Origin of the sequence: Paraburkholderia ultramafica, from assembly GCF_902859915.1 — a bacterium.
In the GTDB taxonomy this organism is placed as follows: Bacteria; Pseudomonadota; Gammaproteobacteria; order Burkholderiales; family Burkholderiaceae; genus Paraburkholderia; species Paraburkholderia ultramafica.
This window is the reverse complement of sequence record NZ_CADIKK010000003.1, coordinates 90,576-108,941: the sequence shown is the minus strand read 5'-3', so window position 1 is coordinate 108,941 and position 18,366 is coordinate 90,576. Positions and strand designations below refer to the sequence as shown.

Here is an 18,366-nt window from a genome sequence, read left to right as displayed (position 1 = left end):
TCACCTCACAAAGATCACACGTGGCAGCCGGGCGCGTCGTGCCTTCGGCGCCTCGTCGCGACGGGTTGTTTGCCACACGATGACTTCGTGCGTGTCTTCGTCCACGACCGTCTTGAACGCGTCACTGCCCAGTTGCAGATACGCGACCAGTTCCGCAAGACCGTGCTGCAGCGGGTACGATTCGATCAGCTCGCGCAGCGTCACTTGCGACCGATCCTGCAAGGCCTGGCGGATATGACCCGCGAGCTGCGCACGGTCAACCACCACTTGCGAATACAGCGCCGCAGCGTCCAGATTGACGTCGCCCGTTTCCAGCACAACATCCGTGATAACCGGCTTCTGTACGGGCGTGTGCAGCGGACGTTCCATCGGAAGCTCGACGTCGGATGACGACTCGGCAAGATTCATTATCTCGCCGACCGGTGGCGTGTCGCGTACAGCCAGCGCCCTGGCCTCGATGCCGCGCAGAATGTCCATGATGCGGCGGTTTTCCAGCCACGCCTGGTCATCGAGGAACCGGCGCAGTTGCTGCGACAACTGCGCGACCGTGCGCTGCGTGTTTTCGCCCGCTTCCAGCCAGTCGTAATGCACGCGAGCGGTCCGGGCGTCGGGCTTCAGGTTGGCCACCACGGGCAATGCGAGCACTCGCGCGAGCCGTTCGGTAAGCTCTTCCTGGCGAGTGCTGGACATCAGGAAATCCCAGAATGCGCGGAAGCTTTTGCCCTGGTCCGAGTCACCGATCGCGTCGCGCTCGCCCATGATCTCCTCCAGTAGCGCGCCCTTCGAACCCTCCCATAGCGCAATGCGCTCGCGCACGCGACGGTCGAGCATGCGGAAGTTCTGCTCCACCTCGCGAAAGTCGGTCAGCAGGTCGCGCGCCAGCAGCATGAATTGCTGGAAGCGATCTTTGAGGGCCGTGTCGTCCAACAGTGGAAGGTCCCCGGAATTCACCCGCGCGATCTCGGCATCGATCTCGTCTCGACGCCTATGTAATTCGGCCATGCGCTTTTGCGGATCGGATTCGCTGCCTTCGCTCATCTGCCGCAACAACTCGAACAACGTCAACAGGCGTGATTCCGTGCCGACGAAGCTGCGTTCCGTTAGCGCGTCCAGCCATACGATCGCTTTTTCCGTCGCCGGCGTAAGGTCGAAGTGGGCTTCGTCCGAGCCCTGGCGGTAGAACTTGCGCAGCCAGCCTTTTTCCGGGCTTGCCCAGTCGTTGAGGTAGTCGAGCGCGCGTTTTGGATAGGCGTCGGTGCCCAGGCGATCTCGCAGTGCGTAAAGTTCGTCTTCGAGCACTTCGGAGAGGTCAGCGGCGGACATCACGCGCACGTTCGGAACCACGAAAACGCGATGCAGGAAGCTCGCCACCAGCGGGGCGTGGTCGGAACGTAAGAGCCGCCACGCTGGATGGTGCGTGCGGAGGGTGTCGAGGGTTGAGTAGTCGAGGGGCAAGGCTCTGGTCTCAGGCCGGATCGTATCATTTGGCATGATCCGGCCGCGCGTTCATGTTAACCTGGCAATTGTAACGATACGCCCATTGCACGCCCACTTCTGCATGCCTGGCGCGAGAGGAAACCTGTCGTCTCACATCCTTAGCGGCTTCCGTCTTTGACACCCTTGCGCAGCAAAGCGTGTGAAATTTCCGACAGGGCATCTGCAAGCCGCCTTGCCGTATCCGGCGGCGGCAGGGGCAACTTAAGGCTGCGTACGCCGGTGGCAGGGTCGCGTTCAACCCATGGATGGGCGGCATCCCCATCGTTCGACGCGCTCAGTGCGGATGCCAGTTCCACGCCGAACTGCAACAGCCCCGACCAGGAATCAGGGCGCACGTCTTGTGGCGCTGTTTCGGCGGCGATGGCTTTGGGTCGGGTCCAGGCATCGAGGACGTGTGCTTTCGCAGTTGTCGCGTCTTCCTGCAATTCGCCGGATGCCGCGGCGGCATTGACGGCCTCTTCCGCCACGGCCATTGCCTCGCCCTCGCCCATGCGGCCCGTGACGTTTACCACATCCTTCATGAAGCGGTTCAGACGTGAGCCACCGAGCGAAATTTCGCCTGTGCCGCCGTCGAGGATACCCGCTGACAGGGAGCGCTTGAAAGCCAGCACCGACAGCATGCCCTCCTCGATCGTTCCCTTGGCAACGTAGTTGATGATTCGTACAGGCTTGCGCTGCCCCATGCGGTGTATACGCGCAATGCGCTGTTCGAGCACCGCCGGGTTCCACGGCAGATCCATGTTGACGAGCGTCGAAGCGTGTTGCAGGTTGAGCCCCGTGCTGCCCGCGTCCGTCGACAGGAAAACGCGGCAGTCTGGATCGTCCCGGAAACGCTCCACCAAGGCAGGCCGCCTCTCTGATGGCACGCCGCCGTGGAAGCTGACATAACCGATGCCGAGTTTCTTCAGTCGGCGAATGACGATCTCATGAGTGCGCGTCCATTGGCTGAACACCACCGCTTTCGCTTCCGGCTGGGCGAAGAGAGATTCGAACAGCGTCGCCAACTCGTCAGCCTTTACGCCGTGGTCGGTTTCCTGATCCAGAAGATAGGTGCTGTTGCAGGACATGCGCATGTTTTGCAAGGCGCAGGTGAGTCGTCGCTGGTCCTGCTCCGACAGAAACTTCGTTTTGCGCCAGCGCTGGACAATTTTGGCCACGATGTCCGCATTCTCCGCATGACGGGCCATCTGCATCTCGGTCATCGGCACCAGCAGATTCTGGTCGGTACGGTTCGGCAACTGACGCAACACCTCAGACTTGCGCCGGCGGATCATGATCGGCGCCAGGGTCTGGTTGATCTTCTCAAGTCTGGTGTAACCGGTCACACGTCCGGCTTCGTCCTTGACCTGATGCTCATGCAGCAGCTTCCAGGTAGGTCCGAGGCGATGCTGATCGACGAACTGGACAATGGAAATGAGTTCTTCCACCTTGTTTTCCAGTGGCGTGCCCGTCAGCACCACGACATAGGGACTGTCGATGCCCTTGAGTGCTTTCGCCGCGATGGTGTTCCAGTTCTTGATGCGCTGTGCTTCGTCCACGATCACAAGCTCCGGTGCCCACGCAGAGATCATGTCAAGGTCGGATTTCAGCTTCTCGTAGTTGGTGATCTTGCAAAAGTCTTCCTCGGCGTATTCGTTCTGCCTCTCGACGAGACTTCCTGCGACTACACGCGACGCCCGGCCGGAAAAGCGAAGAATCTCGCTCTGCCACTGATACTTGAGCGAAGTCGGGCAAACCACGAGTACCCTCGACACACCGAAATGTCGCGCCAGAATCTCCGCTGCCGCAATTGCCTGAACAGTCTTGCCCAGGCCCATTTCGTCGCAGATCAGGACACGCCCGGCGCGCACGGCAAACAACGCGCCTTCGGCCTGATAGGGGTAAAGCGGCACCTTGAGCAACCTCTTCAGCAGCGAGTCGGCCGCCCCACGCGGGAACACGGCGGTCAGCGCCGTGGCGCGACGCGACGCGTCGCTGCGGCCTGCGACGAAATCGAGCGCGTCGTCGTAGGCGCGCAATTCGTGACCTGTCTTCGCCGCGTCGGCGAGAAAACGACCCAGATCGTCGAAACGAGCCTCCGGTAACCGCCACCCATCAGACACGTCGAACAACGTCGCGGCGGCCTTCGCCACCCTCGGTGGACAATCTGTGCCGGCGCGAAAATGGATCGTTCGCCCACCATCGTTGCGCAGATACAGTTCCGAGAACGCCGGCTCGTAGCCGCGGGCAAACGCCGCCTTGGCACCGCGTTTTCTTACCAGTCTGGACAGTGTGAATTCGATATGCTTGCAGGTACCCAATTCGTTGGTCGCATAGTCAGGACAGGCACAGAAGTTGTCGCCCGGCCGTGTCCCGCGGATTGCCACACGATAACTGGATTTCGACTCCGGATTACCGATACGAAACTCCGAGAAAAACGGCTCCGTTCCGAGATTCTCCAGGCTGAAAAGCTGCTCGCGCCCGAACTGGCGGCGCAAGGCGCGCTGCCAGTCAGCGGGGGGCATGTGATCCGGGGCGTGAGTACGGGAAAGCTTCGGGGCTTTAGCCGGCTTGGCGACAATGCGCTTGCTTTTCATAACTTCCGGGCGTTCATAGGTTGATAGACACCTGTCTTGTCGATTCATCAGCCTCGGAGTTATCTTAGTGTGCAGTTCTTCGAAGACCTTGTCCGTCAGCTTTCACGCATCGACTTTGACGCGGACAATCAGTTTCATCCAGCGTGCTGGCCCGCAAGTTCACTCTGCCGTCACCACACTGCGTAGGTGCAAATGCGCAAGTTTGGCCACAGGCGCGCAGCGGAGTCGCTCCTCGAGACGCTAGCCAACAACCGCCTGATCCTCAAACTTTGACTCGCGGCAACTTTCCCCACAGCCGCCGAGCTCGGGTTGCTCGCGTGCAAAACAGGATCGCCTGAAGGCTGTAACCACTTAGGGCCGCATCCGATTCGGTTCCTGCCGCAGGCGGAAACTTGACTGATCTTGCGATCGTCGACCTCAGGCGGGCGCACATGGATGCTCACCATGTCGGGGATCTGGCCGCGCCGGTCAGTGCCCCGCTTGCGTGACATACGCGTGCTGTGGCCGTGCCGCAGACAGGCGATAAGCGGGCGGCGCAGCTCACCGCATGGCTGGGCATAGATGGCGGTATAGATGGTCTCGTGCGAGACGTGCTGGGTCGGATCGTTGGGCCACATGCGCTTGAGGGTACCTGAGATCTGCTGGGACGACCACTTCCATTCCAGCAGGGTGAGTACCACGCGCCACGACACGCTTTGAGGGTGCAGCTTGGGACACGGGCGTGCCGCCTCGCGTCGGCTCGTGCTGAGCGCCTGCGCTGGTGCAGACGCATAGCCAACACGGCAGAACACGTGTTTCTGGCCAGCTCGCGGCTCGCGGCTCACGGTTGACGCCGCGCGCCCGAGTATTCGAGCGATGGCCTGAACGCTCGAACCCTGCTGCTTCATGCTTGCAATCGTCATGCGTTCTTCAGGCTGCAGTTGTCGGTAAGTTCTTTTTTGCATCGGCACACCTTACACGAGCAAGGTGTTGCACTTCAAATTGGATCGCGCCACTTGAAAGTCACGCCATATCAAGTAGAAATTTCTCGCGTGTTTTCAAGCCATTGATTTTATTCGAAATTTTTTACCGTCTACTCCCACTCGATGGTCGCCGGCGGCTTGCCCGAGATGTCATACACAACCCGGTTGATCCCGCGCACTTCATTGATGATCCGGTTCGACACATGCCCCAGCAACTCGTGCGGCAGGTGCGCCCAGTGTGCGGTCATGAAGTCCAGCGTCTGCACCGCACGCAGCGCGACGACGTACTCATATGTCCGGCCGTCGCCCATCACGCCGACGCTCTTGACCGGCAGGAACACCGCGAACGCCTGGCTCGTCAGGTCGTACCAGGACTTGCCGGTTTCCTTATCGATGAAGCTGCGCAGCGTCTCGATGAAAATCGCGTCCGCGCGACGCAGCAGGTCCGCAAAATCGCGCTTCACTTCGCCGAGAATCCGCACGCCCAGGCCCGGGCCCGGGAACGGATGACGGTACACCATCGCCGCCGGCAAACCGAGCTTCACGCCGAGTTCGCGCACTTCGTCCTTGAACAGTTCGCGCAGCGGTTCGAGCAGCTTCAGATTCAGCGTCTCGGGCAGGCCGCCCACGTTGTGGTGGCTCTTGATGGTCTGCGTGGCCTTCTTGCCCTTGCCGGCCGATTCGATCACGTCCGGATAGATCGTGCCTTGTGCCAGCCACTTCGCATCGGTCAGCTTGCCGGCTTCGGTCTGGAACACTTCGACGAACTCCGCGCCGATGATCTTGCGCTTCGCTTCCGGATCGGTCACGCCGGCCAGCTTGCGCAGGAACACTTCGCTCGCGTCGACGTGAATCACCTTCACGCCGAGGTGATCGGCGAACAGCGCCATCACCTGCTCGGCTTCGTTCAGGCGCAACAGGCCGTGATCGACGAACACGCAGGTCAGTTGATCGCCGATCGCGCGATGCAGCAGCGCCGCCGCCACCGACGAATCCACACCCCCCGACAGCCCCAGGATCACGTGCTCGCTTCCGACCTGCTCGCGAATCTTCGCGACTGCTTCGTCGATGTAGTGGCCCATTTCCCAGTCGGGCTGCGCGCCGCAAATCTGCAGTACGAAGCGCTCGAGCATCGCGCGACCCTGCACGGTGTGCGTGACTTCCGGATGCCATTGCAGACCGTAGAAATGGCGCTTTTCGTCGGCCATCGCCGCGATCGGGCACGAGTCCGTCGACGCCATCAGCGCGAAGCCCGGCGGCATTTCCAGCACCTTGTCGCCGTGGCTCATCCACACCTTCAGCATGCCGTGACCTTCCGGCGTGGTGAAATCGCTGATGCCTTCAAGCAGGCTCGTGTGATTGCGCGCGCGCACTTCGGCATAGCCGAATTCGCGCAGATGGCCGATATCGACCTTGCCGCCGAGTTGCTCGGCCATCGCCTGCATGCCGTAGCAAATGCCGAGCACGGGCACGCCGAGTTCGAACACCGCTTGCGGCACGCGCGGCGTATCCGTTTCGGTGACCGAGCTCGGACCGCCGGAGAGGATCACGCCCTTCGGCGCGAAGTCGCGAATGAACGACGCATCGACGTCGTACGGATGAATTTCCGAATACACGTTGGCTTCGCGAACGCGACGTGCAATCAGTTGGGTGACTTGCGAACCGAAGTCGAGGATCAGGATCTTGTCATGCATGGCAGCGGACGGAGTCAAAAGTGAACGGATACGGAATGCCGCGCACGGAGCGCGGCGTTGAATTCAAAGCGGTCCACGTGGGAACGATCGAGCATGAAACGTAACGATGAAGCTGACTGGCGCATCCGGCGCCGCGGCCACTGGCCTGCGGCGCGCGCGAACGGAATCCGGTAGCTTCGGCGGATGGCGTGGCGCGCGGCGCATCAGCCATGAAACGGCGGCCGGGGCGCGCCGGGCGCGTCGGCGGCGGCGTTGCGGGCCTCGTCGCGCGCGGCCGCGGACGCTGCCCGGGCAGCGCGTTCGGACTCCGTCAGACTGGCTTCGTCGACCACCGGACGAACCGGTGTCGTTGAAACAGGACTCACAGGGCTAACCGGACTAGCGGGATTGACGGGCCGGGGGACCGGCACGACGGGTTCGACCACCGGCTCGGCGTGATAGACCGGAAAGCCCGCTGTGAGGCGCGGCTCGCGCGCGGCTTCGCGCTCCAGCTCACGTTGCCTCGCGGCCTCTTTCTCAGCCTGCTTGTCCGCTTCTTTGCCGGCTTCTTTGGCAGCCCGCTTTTCAGCACGGCTGGCAGAGGCTTTGACCACGATCCCCTTCTCACGCCGCCGCACCGCGCCCGACAAGCGCGCCCCGCCGAGACCGATCACCACCAGCACCACACCCGTCAGCACCGCGACGATCTGCCCGAAACCGGTGAGCGAAGGTGTGCGCAGGCCGAGCAGCCAGACCAGCATCAGCACGCCGGTCAGCCAGTTCACGTGACCGACGACCTTGGCGACCGTCGACGTCAGCGCCCCGTCGAACGACGCGTGCAAGGCCAGCCACGCGAGTCCGATCAGCGCCACGCCAAACCCCTGCGCGACCAAAGCCGGCTCGGTTTGCACCAACTGCAGCGCGTTGTACAACGAAGTCCAGGGCGTCAGCAGAAACAGCAGGCCGAACGCAAGCAACAACAAGGCATCGAGGATAAGTACAACGCGCAGCAGTGGCTTCATCGGCGTTTAGTCCACGTGGTAGTTGGGCGCTTCCTTGGTGATTTGCACGTCATGCACATGCGACTCGCGCAGGCCCGCGCCGGTGATCTGCACGAACTCGGCCGTGTCGTTCATCTCCGCGATCGTGCGGCAGCCGCAATAGCCCATGCTCGCGCGCACGCCGCCGATCAGCTGGAACAGGATCGCGTTGACCGAGCCCTTGTAGGCGACGCGGCCTTCGATACCTTCCGGCACCAGCTTGTCGATGTTCGCGGAGTTGTCCTGGAAGTAACGATCCGCCGCGCCGTCCTTCATCGCGCCGACCGAACCCATGCCGCGGTACGACTTGTACTGACGGCCCTGATACAGGAACACGTCGCCCGGTGATTCTTCGGTGCCGGCAAACATGCTGCCCATCATCACGGCGTTCGCGCCCGCGGCCAGCGCCTTGCTGACGTCGCCCGAGAAGCGCACGCCGCCGTCGGCGATCACCGGCACGCCCGTGCCCTTCAGCGCTTCGGATACGTTGGAGATCGCGGTGACTTGCGGCACGCCCACGCCGGCGACGATCCGCGTCGTGCAGATCGAGCCCGGGCCGATACCGACCTTCACGCCGTCCGCGCCGTACTCGACGAGCGCCTTGGCAGCCGCCGCGGTGGCGATGTTGCCGCCGATCACTTCGACGTGCGGGAAGTTCTGCTTGACCCACTTGACGCGTTCGAGCACGCCCTTGCTGTGGCCGTGCGCGGTATCGACGACGATCACGTCGACGCCCGCCTGCACCAGCAGCTCCACGCGCTCTTCGTTGTCCGCGCCGACGCCGACCGCCGCGCCTGCGCGCAGCTTGCCGTGTTCGTCTTTACAGGCGTCCGGGTGTTCGGTTTGCTTGGTGATGTCCTTGACGGTCATCAGGCCGCGCAGTTCGAATGCGTCGTTGATGACCAGCACACGTTCGAGGCGGTGGCTGTGCATCAGCGCCTTGGCTTCGGCGAGCGGCGTGCCTTCCTTGACGGTGACGAGACGCTCGCGCGGCGTCATGATGGTGCGCACCGGCTCATCCAGACGCTCTTCGAAGCGCAGGTCGCGGTTCGTGACGATACCGATCAGCTGCGCGCCTTCGACGACCGGGAAGCCCGAAATGCCATGTTGCTGCGACAGCGCGATCACGTCGCGCACTTTCATCTGCGGCGGAATGGTGATCGGATCGCGCACGACGCCCGACTCGAAACGCTTGACCTTGGCGACTTCACGCGCCTGCTCGGCCGGCGTGAGGTTCTTGTGGATGATGCCCACGCCACCCATTTGCGCCATCGCGATCGCGAGACGTGCTTCGGTGACGGTGTCCATGGCGGCGGACACGAGCGGCATATTCAGGGAGATGTTGCGGGTCAGCCGGGTCTTGAGGCTGGTGTCGCGCGGCAGAACATCGGAGAAGGCCGGGACGAGGAGCACGTCATCGAACGTGAGTGCTGTTTGGATCAGACGCATGGCAAATCCTATAGGCGCAAAAGCGAATTATACGCGATACCTCCCCGGTTTTCACTGCACGAACAGCAGCTTAGCGAATTTCAGGCGATTTTCTTCGTGACTTCGGACGCTTCGATTTCGCCTGGCTGTTCGCGTCGGGTTCGATCGGGTTTCGTTTGCGCGTTCGGGCGCAATGGGACACCGCGCGGGCCGACCGGTCACCTTTCAGGTTGGCGCGCGGCGGCGGGCAGCGTCGCGCTCCCCTGCTTCGGTCCTGTAGCGCGGACGAAAACGGGAACAAGGGGGGCAAAACCGCACAAAATCCGCCCGAATGCAGAATCGAACAAGACGCGCTGCCCGCCGAACGGCTATTCTGCGAACCATTCCAGTTTTCTTGCAAGGGCAGTCGATGCAGCGCGGTGTGGCATATGGAGTAATGGCCGGGGCCTTATGGGGCATGGTTTTTCTGGTGCCGCGCGTGCTGCCCGACTTTTCGCCGCTGCTCCTGAGCGCCGGCCGCTACACGATGTACGGCATCGTCTCGCTGGCCGCCGCGCTGCCGATGGCGCGCCCGCTCGTCAAACGACTGACCCGCGAGGACCTGGTCGCGCTGGTGAAACTGGCGCTGGCCGGCAACCTCATCTATTACCTGCTGCTGACGGCGGCCGTCCATCTGATCGGCATCGCGCCGGCATCGCTGATCGTCGGCGTGTTGCCGGTCACGGTGACGCTGCTCGGCCGGCGCGATCACGGCGCGGTGCCGCTCGCCCGGCTCGCATGGCCGCTCGCGGTGGTGATGGCGGGCATCGTCTGCATCAACATCGACGTGTTTACGGTGGCCGGGAGTACACCGGTGAGCGTCGCCACCAAACTGCTCGGGCTCGCCTGCGCGGTCGGCGCACTGGGCTGCTGGACGTGGTTCGCGGTCGAAAACGCCCGCTATCTGCAGCGCCAGACGCATTTCAGCGGCAATGAGTGGTCGGTGCTGTGGGGCGTGGTGACCGGCGCGCTCGGCGCGGCATTGTGGCTGGTGATCGCAGTGCTGCCGTCGGGCGGCCCGCAAGGCGAGCTGGCCGGCGCGCGCTGGCATACCTTCTGGATGCTGAATCTCGGCCTCGCGATCGGCGCGTCGTGGCTCGGCAACGGGCTGTGGAATGCCGCGTCGAAACGGCTGCCGCTCACGCTGTCCGGCCAGATGATCGTGTTCGAGACGCTGTTCGCGCTGCTCTACGCGTTCGTTTATGACCAGCGCCTGCCGCGTCCGCTGGAACTGGCGGCGATCCTGCTGCTGGTGGCGGGGGTGTGCTGGTCGGTGCGCCAGCATGCGGACGATGATTCGTCGGGGGTCGCGCGCATCAAGGAGAAGGCGCAAGTCTCGGCGCCTTGAGATGGACTGCGGCGCGGCGGGCCGACGCGGGGTTCCCGCGCCGCCTAACGCGAATCCCGATTCTGCCAGCGGCGCCCTTCAATCGACCCCGCCTTGCGGCTCTTCTCGACACGGCGTTGACGCGATACCTTCGGATCCACCAGCAGCGGCCGGTAAATCTCGACGCGATCATGATCGGCCAGCACCGCATCGAGCGGCTTGAGCTTGCCGAACACGCCCACCTTCTGCGTGTTCAGATCGATCTGCGGAAAGCGCTGCAGGATGCCGCTCGCGTCGAGCGCCTGTTGCAGCGTGGCGCCCTCGGGCAAGTCCACGGCAATCAGCGCCTGCCCGTCGGGCGACGCGTAGCAGACTTCAATCGACAGGCGCGCGCTCATGCCTTACCGTAGCGCTGATCGGCGCGCTTCACAAAAGATTCGACGAACGTATTGGCGATGTGAGTGAACACCGGCCCAATAATCTTTTCCAGAATGATGTTGGTGAATTCGTAGTGCAGCGCGAATTCGATCTTGCAGGCATCCGCGCGCAGCGGCGTGAAACGCCAGTAGCCGGTGAACTTGCGAAACGGGCCGTCCGCGAACTCCATATCGATGCGCGTGGGCCGCTCCATGCTGTTATGCGTGGCGAAATGCTGCTTGATGCCCTTGAAGTTGATATCGATCTTCGCCTCCATGCCGGTTTCGTCCTGTCGACGGATTTCGACGCCCCCGCACCACGGCAGGAAGTTGGGGTAATCAGCGACATCGGTGACGAGGTCGAACATCTGTTCCGCCGAATGGCGGATCAACACGGTTTTCTGGACATCTGCCATAAATTGAACAGCGCGTGGCAAGGGTGGACGAGCGCCGCGGGCTTTCCTTGCCCCGCTTTGCTAAAATCGTGATTTTAAACGAGTTGGGCACTTTCCATTCATGAGCATTATCGACAACAGAAAAGCCTTCTACGACTACTCGGTCGAAGAACGCTATGAGGCAGGGCTCGTGCTCGAAGGATGGGAGGTCAAGGCGCTGCGCGCCGGGCGCGGCCAGATCAAGGAAGGTTACGTCGTGATCAAGAACAACGAACTGTTCCTGATCGGCACGCACATCAGCCCGCTGCCCGAAGCCTCGACCCACATCAACCCCGACCCGGTCCGCACGCGCAAGCTGCTGCTGCATAGCGAAGAGATCAGCAAACTGATCGGCAAGGTCGAGCAGCGCGGCTACACGCTCGTGCCGCTCAACTTCCACTACAAGGGCGGCCGCGTCAAATGCGAGATCGGTCTGGCCAAGGGTAAGAAGCAGCACGACAAACGCGAGACCGAGAAGAAGCGCGATTGGGAACGCGAGAAAGCGCGTCTGATGCGCTCGCCGACCTGATCGGGAACGCGCCCCTCGTTCGCGGTGGGCGGCGGGCGGCGCAAGCAGGTGCCGCGCCTCATCCATCACCGCCGCGCTGCAAGCGCTCAATGAAAAATGGCCCGCACTATCTGCGGGCCATCTGTTTTTGCGGCGGTGGACTTACCGCAGTGCACTTGCCGCGGTGCGCTCAGTGTGCCTCGGGCGCGCCCTTGCCTTTACTCACGATCGTCAGCGCCGACGCGATCATCGAACTCATATCCGCGAGGTTGCCGGGCACGATCAGCGTGGTGCCCTGCTTCGCCAGATTGCTGAACGCGTTCACGTATTGTTCGGCCACCTTCAGGTTCACCGCTTGCATCCCGCCGTTCGACTGGATCGCAGCCGCGATCTTCTGAATCGCCTGCGAGTTGGCCTCGGCCACGGCCAGAATCGCCGACGCCTGACCCTGCGCCTGGTTGATTGCCGCCTGCCGCTCGCCTTCAGACTTCTGGATCGCCGCTTCGCGGCCGCCGGATGCGATATTGATCTGCTCCTGCTTGCGCCCTTCCGATGCGGCGATCAGCGCGCGCTTCTCGCGCTCGGCGGTGATCTGCGCCTGCATCGCGTGCAGGATCTCTTTGGGCGGCGTCAGATCCTTGATCTCGTAGCGCAGCACCTTCACGCCCCAGTTCGACGCCGCTTCGTCGAGTGACGACACGATGCTGTGGTTGATGAAATCGCGCTCCTCGAAGGTCTTGTCGAGTTCCAGTTTGCCGATGACCGAACGCAGCGTGGTCTGCGACAACTGCGTGATCGCGAACACGAAGTTGCTCGACCCGTACGACGCCTTCATCGGATCGGTGACCTGAAAGTACAGCACGCCGTCCACCTGCAACTGCGTGTTGTCGCGCGTGATACAGACCTGGCTCGGCACTTCGAGCGGAATTTCCTTGAGGATGTGCTTGTACGCGATCCGGTCGACGAACGGAAACGCGAAGCTCAGGCCCGGCGTCAGCGTGCTGTGATAGCGGCCGAGGCGCTCCAGCACCCATGCGTGCTGCTGCGGCACGATCTTGATGGTCTGCGACGCCAGCACGATCACGACGATCAGAAGCACCGCCCCGACGATGGTTGAATCCATATCTGCCCTCCGGTCCCTGGTTCGAATAGTTATGCGTTGGTTGTGCGTGTTAGTTCTGCGTACTACGCCGGCACTCAGGCTGCGCTGGCGTTGGCTTTCGGCTGCCGGCTCGCCACGACGACAAGGCAACTGCCGCGCAATTCCTTGATTTCGTAGAGTTGCGCGTCTTCGGGCTCGCCCGCGGCCAGTTCGACATCCCATGCCGCGCCACGGTAATTGACGCGCGCGCGGCGCTCGTGCCAAGCCGGCACGGTGAGCGTCTGACCGATGTCGAGATTGACGTCCGGATTGCGCGACGCCTGCTTGCGCGGTCGCCGGCCAAAGCGCGAACGCCTGAGCGCCACGACCGCCGCCAGCGCCACCACGGCGGCCACCGCGAACTGCGCGTCAGTGCCGGCGCCGGCAATGCGCGCAAACGCGGCCGCCACACAGCCCAACGCGATCATCAACAGATAGAAGGTGCCGCTGATCAACTCCAGCACGACCAGCACACCCGCCCCGATCCACCAGAACAATCCACCTGGCGCCACGTCGACCTCCACAAAGCAAAACACCCCGGATCTACCGGGGTGTTTATAGCACGAAGCGGGTTCGTGTAACGGGCGATGCGGCACGCTTTAACACGCATTTGACATACCGCACCTCACGTTATGCACGCCGCCTGGAAAGCGGCATGCCGCACGCTTTACTGCTTCGCCGACTTCGCCAGTTGCTGCCACGTCTCGACGATCGTGTCCGGGTTCAGCGAGATCGACGCAATGCCTTCGTCCGTCAGCCATTGCGCGAAGTCCGGATGATCCGACGGGCCCTGGCCGCAGATGCCAACGTACTTGTTCAGGCGCAGACAGGTTTCGATCGCGCGCTTGAGCATGAACTTGACCGCCGGATCGCGTTCGTCGAAATCGACGGCCAGCAGTTCCATGCCCGAGTCGCGGTCGAGGCCGAGCGTGAGCTGCGTCAGGTCGTTCGAGCCGATCGAGAAACCGTCGAAGAATTGCAGGAACTCTTCGGCGAGAATCGCGTTCGACGGCACTTCGCACATCATGATCAGGCGCAGGCCCTTCTCGCCGCGCTTCAGGCCGAACTTCTCCAGCAGCCCGACCACGCGCTCCGCCTGCTTCAGCGTACGCACGAACGGCACCATGATCTCGACGTTGTCGAGGCCCATCTCTTCACGCACCTTCTTCAGCGCGACGCATTCCATCTGGAACGCTTCGGCGAAGTCTTCGGCGATGTAGCGCGATGCGCCACGGAAACCCAGCATCGGGTTTTCTTCGTCCGGCTCGTAACGCGAACCGCCGATCAGCTTCTTGTACTCGTTCGACTTGAAGTCCGACAGACGCACGATCACGGGCTTCGGATAGAACGCCGCGGCGATCGTCGCGATACCTTCGGTCAGCTTGTCGACGTAGAATGCGCGCGGCGATGCGTGACCGCGAGCGACGCTTTCCACGGCCTTCTTCAGGTCCTGATCGATGTTCGGGTACTCGAGAATCGCCTTCGGGTGAACGCCGATGTTGTTGTTGATGATGAATTCGAGCCGCGCCAGACCCACACCACCGTTCGGCAGTTGCGAGAAGTCGAACGCGAGTTGCGGGTTGCCGACGTTCATCATGATCTTCACCGGAATCGGCGGCAGTTCGCCGCGCTGCACTTCGGTGATTTCAGTTTCGAGCAGGCCGTCGTAGATCTTGCCTTCGTCGCCTTCCGCGCACGACACGGTCACGAGCGCGCCTTCCTTGAGCACGTCGGTTGCGTCGCCGCAGCCGACCACCGCCGGCACGCCCAGCTCACGCGCGATGATCGCCGCGTGGCAGGTCCGGCCGCCACGGTTCGTGACGATCGCCGACGCGCGCTTCATCACCGGCTCCCAGTTCGGGTCGGTCATGTCGGCGACCAGCACGTCACCCGGCTGCACACGGTCCATTTCCGACGGATCATGGATCACGCGCACCGGACCCGCGCCGATCTTCTGGCCGATCGCGCGGCCCGTGGCCAGCACGTTCGATTGGCCCTTCAGCTTGAAGCGCTGCTCGGCCTTGCCCGCTGCCTGGCTCTTCACCGTTTCCGGACGCGCCTGCAGAATGAAGATCTTGCCGTCGCGGCCGTCCTTGCCCCACTCGATGTCCATCGGACGCTCGTAGTGCTGTTCGATGATGACCGCGTACTTCGCCAGTTCGATCACGTCTTCGTCGGTGATCGAGAAACGGTTGCGCTGCTCGTGCGCGACGTCGACGGTCTTCACGCGGCCCTGCTCGCCGGCCTTGGTGAATTCCATCTTGATCAGCTTCGAGCCGATCGAGCGGCGGATGATCGGGTACTTGCCCTGCGCGAGCGTGGTCTTGAAGACGTAGAACTCGTCCGGATTCACCGCGCCTTGCACGACGGTTTCGCCCAGACCATAGCTCGACGTGATGAAGACCGCGTCCTTGAAGCCCGATTCGGTATCCAGCGTGAACATCACGCCTGCTGCGCCGACGTCCGAGCGCACCATGCGCTGCACGCCCGCCGACAACGCGACTTCAGCGTGAGTGAAGCCCTTGTGGACGCGATAGGAGATAGCGCGGTCGTTATACAGCGACGCGAACACGTGCTTCATGCGATCGAGCACGTCGTCGATGCCGACCACGTTGAGGTAGCTTTCCTGCTGACCCGCGAACGATGCGTCCGGCAAGTCTTCCGCCGTTGCCGACGAACGCACGGCAAACGACAGCTCTTCAGGCGAGCTGTTCTGCAGCGTGTCGAAACCCGCGCGGATGTCGGCTTCGAGCTGCGGTTGCAGCGGCGCGTCGACGATCCATTGACGGATTTCCTTGCCCGCTTCGGCGAGCGCCTTCACGTCGTCGACGTCGAGCGTTTCGAGACGTTTGGCAATGCGTTCGGTCAGATTGTTGTGCTGCAGGAAGTCACGGAAAGCCAGCGCCGTGGTGGCGAAGCCGGTCGGCACGCGCACGCCGGCTTCTGCGAGCTGACTGATCATCTCGCCAAGCGACGCGTTCTTGCCGCCGACAATCTCCACATCGGTCATCCGCAACTGCTCAAACGGAACTACATACGCGTTGTCCTTTGCGACGGTAACTGCGTTAGTCATACAAGCCCCTAAGTGTGAAAGAAATTCACGGCTGTGCAAGTGGGCTTGAACACGAGACGCCCATTGGAAGCGTGAGCTCGTGTCTTGCACAACCTGTTGGAGAAGCAATCGCTGCAACGGGCCAGTAAGGCGCCTATTCCAGATACGCGACGAAACAGGTGAATGGCCGAATTTACCGGTCGATCCACCATGTTCAGTGCAAGTTACCGGCCGATAGCGACGCGTTGACCAACCGTTCGCGGTAAGTTAGACGCCAATCGCCTGCAATTGCTTATCCAACAGGTTGCCGCTATTCTACCGTGCCGACTCCTGAAATGTGGCAGTCGGACGAGAATTGCGCCTCGAACCGCGCCCCGCACCGGCGGACGGGCTTTTGCGAGGCCCCGCCGCCGTCCGGGCGCGTTTTCTGGTGCCCACGGCGCGCTGCATCGACGCCGCTGCAACCTCCGGTTAGCCACCGGGCAGCGAGCCCAACGCAGCGCTGTTTGATTCGAGCGCTTTTTGCCGCTCACGTTCCCCAGCTCCACTGATGCCGCCCACCGTATTCATCGTCTCCGACGGTACCGGGATCACTGCCGAAACCTTCGCGCATTCGATCCTCTCCCAGTTCGACCAGAAATTCCGCCTGGTTCGCGTGCCCTTCGTCGACTCGACGGAAAAGGCCTACGCGACGCTCGAAAAGATCAACGAAGCGATCCAGCAGGATGGCCGCCGTCCGATCGTCTTCACCACGCTGGTGGACAGCGCGTCGAACCAGATCGTCAAGGGCTCGAATGCGCTCGTGCTGGACATGTTTCAGACCTTCGTCGAGCCGCTCGAACAGGAGCTGGAGCTGAAGTCGAGCCACGCAATGGGCCGCGGCCACCAGAACGCGGACACCGAGGAGTACAAGAACCGGATCGAGGCGATCAATTTTTCGCTCGCCCACGACGACGGTCAATCGAATCGCAATCTGGCCGACGCCGACGTGATTCTGGTCGGCGTGTCGCGCAGCGGCAAGACGCCGACCAGCCTTTACCTGGCCATGCAGTACGGGGTGAAAGCGGCCAATTATCCGCTGATTCCGGAAGACTTCGAGCGCGGCAAGCTGCCGACGCCGCTGCTCGCGCATCGGCAGAAGATGTTTGGTTTGTCGATCGATCCGCAGCGCTTGTCGGAGATCCGCAATGAGCGCCGTCCGGGCAGCAAGTACGCCGCGCCGGAAAATTGCCGCTACGAGATCAACGAAGCCGAAACGATGATGCGGCGTGAAGGGGTCAAGTGGCTGTCGTCGACGCACAAGTCGATCGAGGAGATCGCGACGACGATCCTGCAGGAGATCAAGCTGGACCGGCCGGCTTATTGAACGCAGCTTGGGGTGAGGTCGACGCGGGGCGGCACGAGCGCTATTACGTCAGCGTGATTCCGTGAACGCCCCCGCGTTACAACCCGCGCAACGCGGCACTATCGCCAGGCGCGCCCGCGTTGCTGACGGCACTGTTCGAACACGCAAACCGCAGCAGCCGCCGCCACATTCAGCGACTCCATCCCGCCCGGTTGCGGAATCGTCACCCGCAGCGAGACGGCGTCGCGCCACACCTGCGAGACGCCCGCCCCTTCGTTGCCGAACACCCATGCGAGCGGTCCGCTTAGATCGCAGTCGTAGATCGCCTCGGCGCCGTGCGAATCCGTAATGACGATCGGCACCGCGAGACGTTCAATCAGCGCGTATGCTTCGGCATCCTCATGGATCTGCAACAGGAAGTGCGCGCCCATGCCCGAGCGCAGCACTTTCGACGACCATGCGTACGCCGTGCCCGGCGCGCAAAACACCTGCTGAATCCCCGCGGCCGCCGCGCTGCGCAGAATCGACCCGACATTGCCCGCGTCCTGCACGCCGTCGAGCACGAGGCAGGTTTGCGTGACCTTGTCCGGCAGCGGCGTACCGAGCTTATCGACCTGCAACAGGATGCCGACCCCGTGCACGACGTTCGACAACTGCCCGAACAGCGCGTCCGGCAGCGTCACGATGCGATGATCTTCGATGCGCGACACGATCGCCTGCGCCTCGTCGTGACGTAGCGCGCCGTCGGTGACGATGCACATCTCCGGTTGCCCGGCGACGTCGAGATACGCGCTCGCGAGATGGAACCCTTCGAGCAGCGCGTGGCCGCTGCGACGCTGTTGATGCGTCGAGCCGGCCAATGCCTTCAGGCGCTTGTAGAGCGGATTGTCCCGCGAGGTGATGGCTTTCACAGGCAGCGAAGACGGTG

At 62.6% G+C, this 18,366-nt stretch carries 14 protein-coding genes and 1 pseudogene; 3 read left to right on the top strand and 12 right to left on the bottom strand.

Going from position 1 to position 18,366, the window contains the following annotated elements; translation table 11 throughout:
* From HV744_RS04255 to guaB, 6 genes and pseudogenes are all read right to left on the bottom strand, one after another.
* Nucleotides 1-1,455, bottom strand: a complete 1,455-nt coding sequence (locus HV744_RS04255; protein ID WP_175148483.1) for a DUF3375 domain-containing protein — start codon at nucleotides 1,453-1,455, stop codon at nucleotides 1-3.
* A gap of 140 nt (nucleotides 1,456-1,595) precedes the next feature.
* Nucleotides 1,596-4,073 (bottom strand): DEAD/DEAH box helicase, encoded by a 2,478-nt coding sequence (locus HV744_RS04250; protein WP_246278938.1) that lies wholly within the window; start codon nucleotides 4,071-4,073, stop codon nucleotides 1,596-1,598.
* Between the two features lie 404 nt (nucleotides 4,074-4,477).
* A pseudogene (locus HV744_RS04245) lies at nucleotides 4,478-5,017 on the bottom strand (IS30 family transposase); the annotation flags it as partial.
* Between the two features lie 128 nt (nucleotides 5,018-5,145).
* The gene (guaA, locus tag HV744_RS04240) at nucleotides 5,146-6,729 is read right to left on the bottom strand and encodes a glutamine-hydrolyzing GMP synthase (protein WP_175148295.1); all 1,584 of its coding nucleotides are present in this window, start codon (nucleotides 6,727-6,729) and stop codon (nucleotides 5,146-5,148) included.
* Between the two features lie 203 nt (nucleotides 6,730-6,932).
* Nucleotides 6,933-7,730, bottom strand: a complete 798-nt coding sequence (locus HV744_RS04235) for a WVD2 family protein (protein ID WP_175148294.1) — start codon at nucleotides 7,728-7,730, stop codon at nucleotides 6,933-6,935.
* Nucleotides 7,731-7,736: 6 nt separating this feature from the next.
* Nucleotides 7,737-9,197, bottom strand: a complete 1,461-nt coding sequence (guaB, locus tag HV744_RS04230) for an IMP dehydrogenase (RefSeq protein ID WP_175148293.1) — start codon at nucleotides 9,195-9,197, stop codon at nucleotides 7,737-7,739.
* Between the two features lie 388 nt (nucleotides 9,198-9,585).
* Here guaB and HV744_RS04225 point away from each other — a divergent pair, with 388 nt between their 5' ends.
* Complete coding sequence (locus HV744_RS04225) at nucleotides 9,586-10,563, top strand: DMT family transporter (protein WP_175148292.1); 978 nt, start codon at nucleotides 9,586-9,588, stop codon at nucleotides 10,561-10,563.
* 44 nt (nucleotides 10,564-10,607) lie between these two features.
* Here the strand turns inward: HV744_RS04225 and HV744_RS04220 are convergent, their stop codons facing one another.
* Together HV744_RS04220 and HV744_RS04215 are read right to left on the bottom strand one after the other, a co-directional pair.
* Entirely contained in the window at nucleotides 10,608-10,940 is a 333-nt protein-coding gene (locus HV744_RS04220; RefSeq protein ID WP_175148291.1) for an RnfH family protein, read from the bottom strand.
* Nucleotides 10,937-11,374 (bottom strand): type II toxin-antitoxin system RatA family toxin, encoded by a 438-nt coding sequence (locus tag HV744_RS04215; protein ID WP_175148290.1) that lies wholly within the window; start codon nucleotides 11,372-11,374, stop codon nucleotides 10,937-10,939. The genes HV744_RS04220 and HV744_RS04215 overlap by 4 nt, the downstream gene beginning before the upstream one ends.
* Nucleotides 11,375-11,474: 100 nt before the next feature.
* Between HV744_RS04215 and smpB the strand changes: the two genes are divergently transcribed.
* Nucleotides 11,475-11,921, top strand: a complete 447-nt coding sequence (gene smpB, locus HV744_RS04210; RefSeq protein ID WP_012433428.1) for an SsrA-binding protein SmpB — start codon at nucleotides 11,475-11,477, stop codon at nucleotides 11,919-11,921.
* Between the two features lie 169 nt (nucleotides 11,922-12,090).
* On the opposite strand, the gene HV744_RS04205 is transcribed toward smpB, so the two are convergent.
* The 3 genes from HV744_RS04205 to ppsA form a co-directional block, all read right to left on the bottom strand.
* Nucleotides 12,091-13,023, bottom strand: a complete 933-nt coding sequence (locus tag HV744_RS04205) for an SPFH domain-containing protein (protein WP_175148289.1) — start codon at nucleotides 13,021-13,023, stop codon at nucleotides 12,091-12,093.
* A gap of 74 nt (nucleotides 13,024-13,097) precedes the next feature.
* A complete protein-coding gene (locus tag HV744_RS04200) occupies nucleotides 13,098-13,553 on the bottom strand; it encodes an NfeD family protein (protein WP_175148288.1) in 456 nt (151 codons plus the stop codon).
* Nucleotides 13,554-13,708: 155 nt separating this feature from the next.
* Complete coding sequence (gene ppsA, locus HV744_RS04195; RefSeq protein ID WP_175148287.1) at nucleotides 13,709-16,114, bottom strand: phosphoenolpyruvate synthase; 2,406 nt, start codon at nucleotides 16,112-16,114, stop codon at nucleotides 13,709-13,711.
* 529 nt (nucleotides 16,115-16,643) lie between these two features.
* Between ppsA and ppsR the strand changes: the two genes are divergently transcribed.
* Nucleotides 16,644-17,459 carry a posphoenolpyruvate synthetase regulatory kinase/phosphorylase PpsR gene (gene ppsR / locus HV744_RS04190; protein WP_175148286.1) on the top strand — a complete coding sequence of 272 codons (816 nt, stop codon included), beginning with the start codon at nucleotides 16,644-16,646 and terminating at the stop codon, nucleotides 17,457-17,459.
* A 98-nt stretch (nucleotides 17,460-17,557) separates the two neighbouring features.
* Here the strand turns inward: ppsR and HV744_RS04185 are convergent, their stop codons facing one another.
* A complete protein-coding gene (locus HV744_RS04185; protein ID WP_175148285.1) occupies nucleotides 17,558-18,349 on the bottom strand; it encodes a TrmH family RNA methyltransferase in 792 nt (263 codons plus the stop codon).
* Nucleotides 18,350-18,366: the final 17 nt, after the last annotated feature.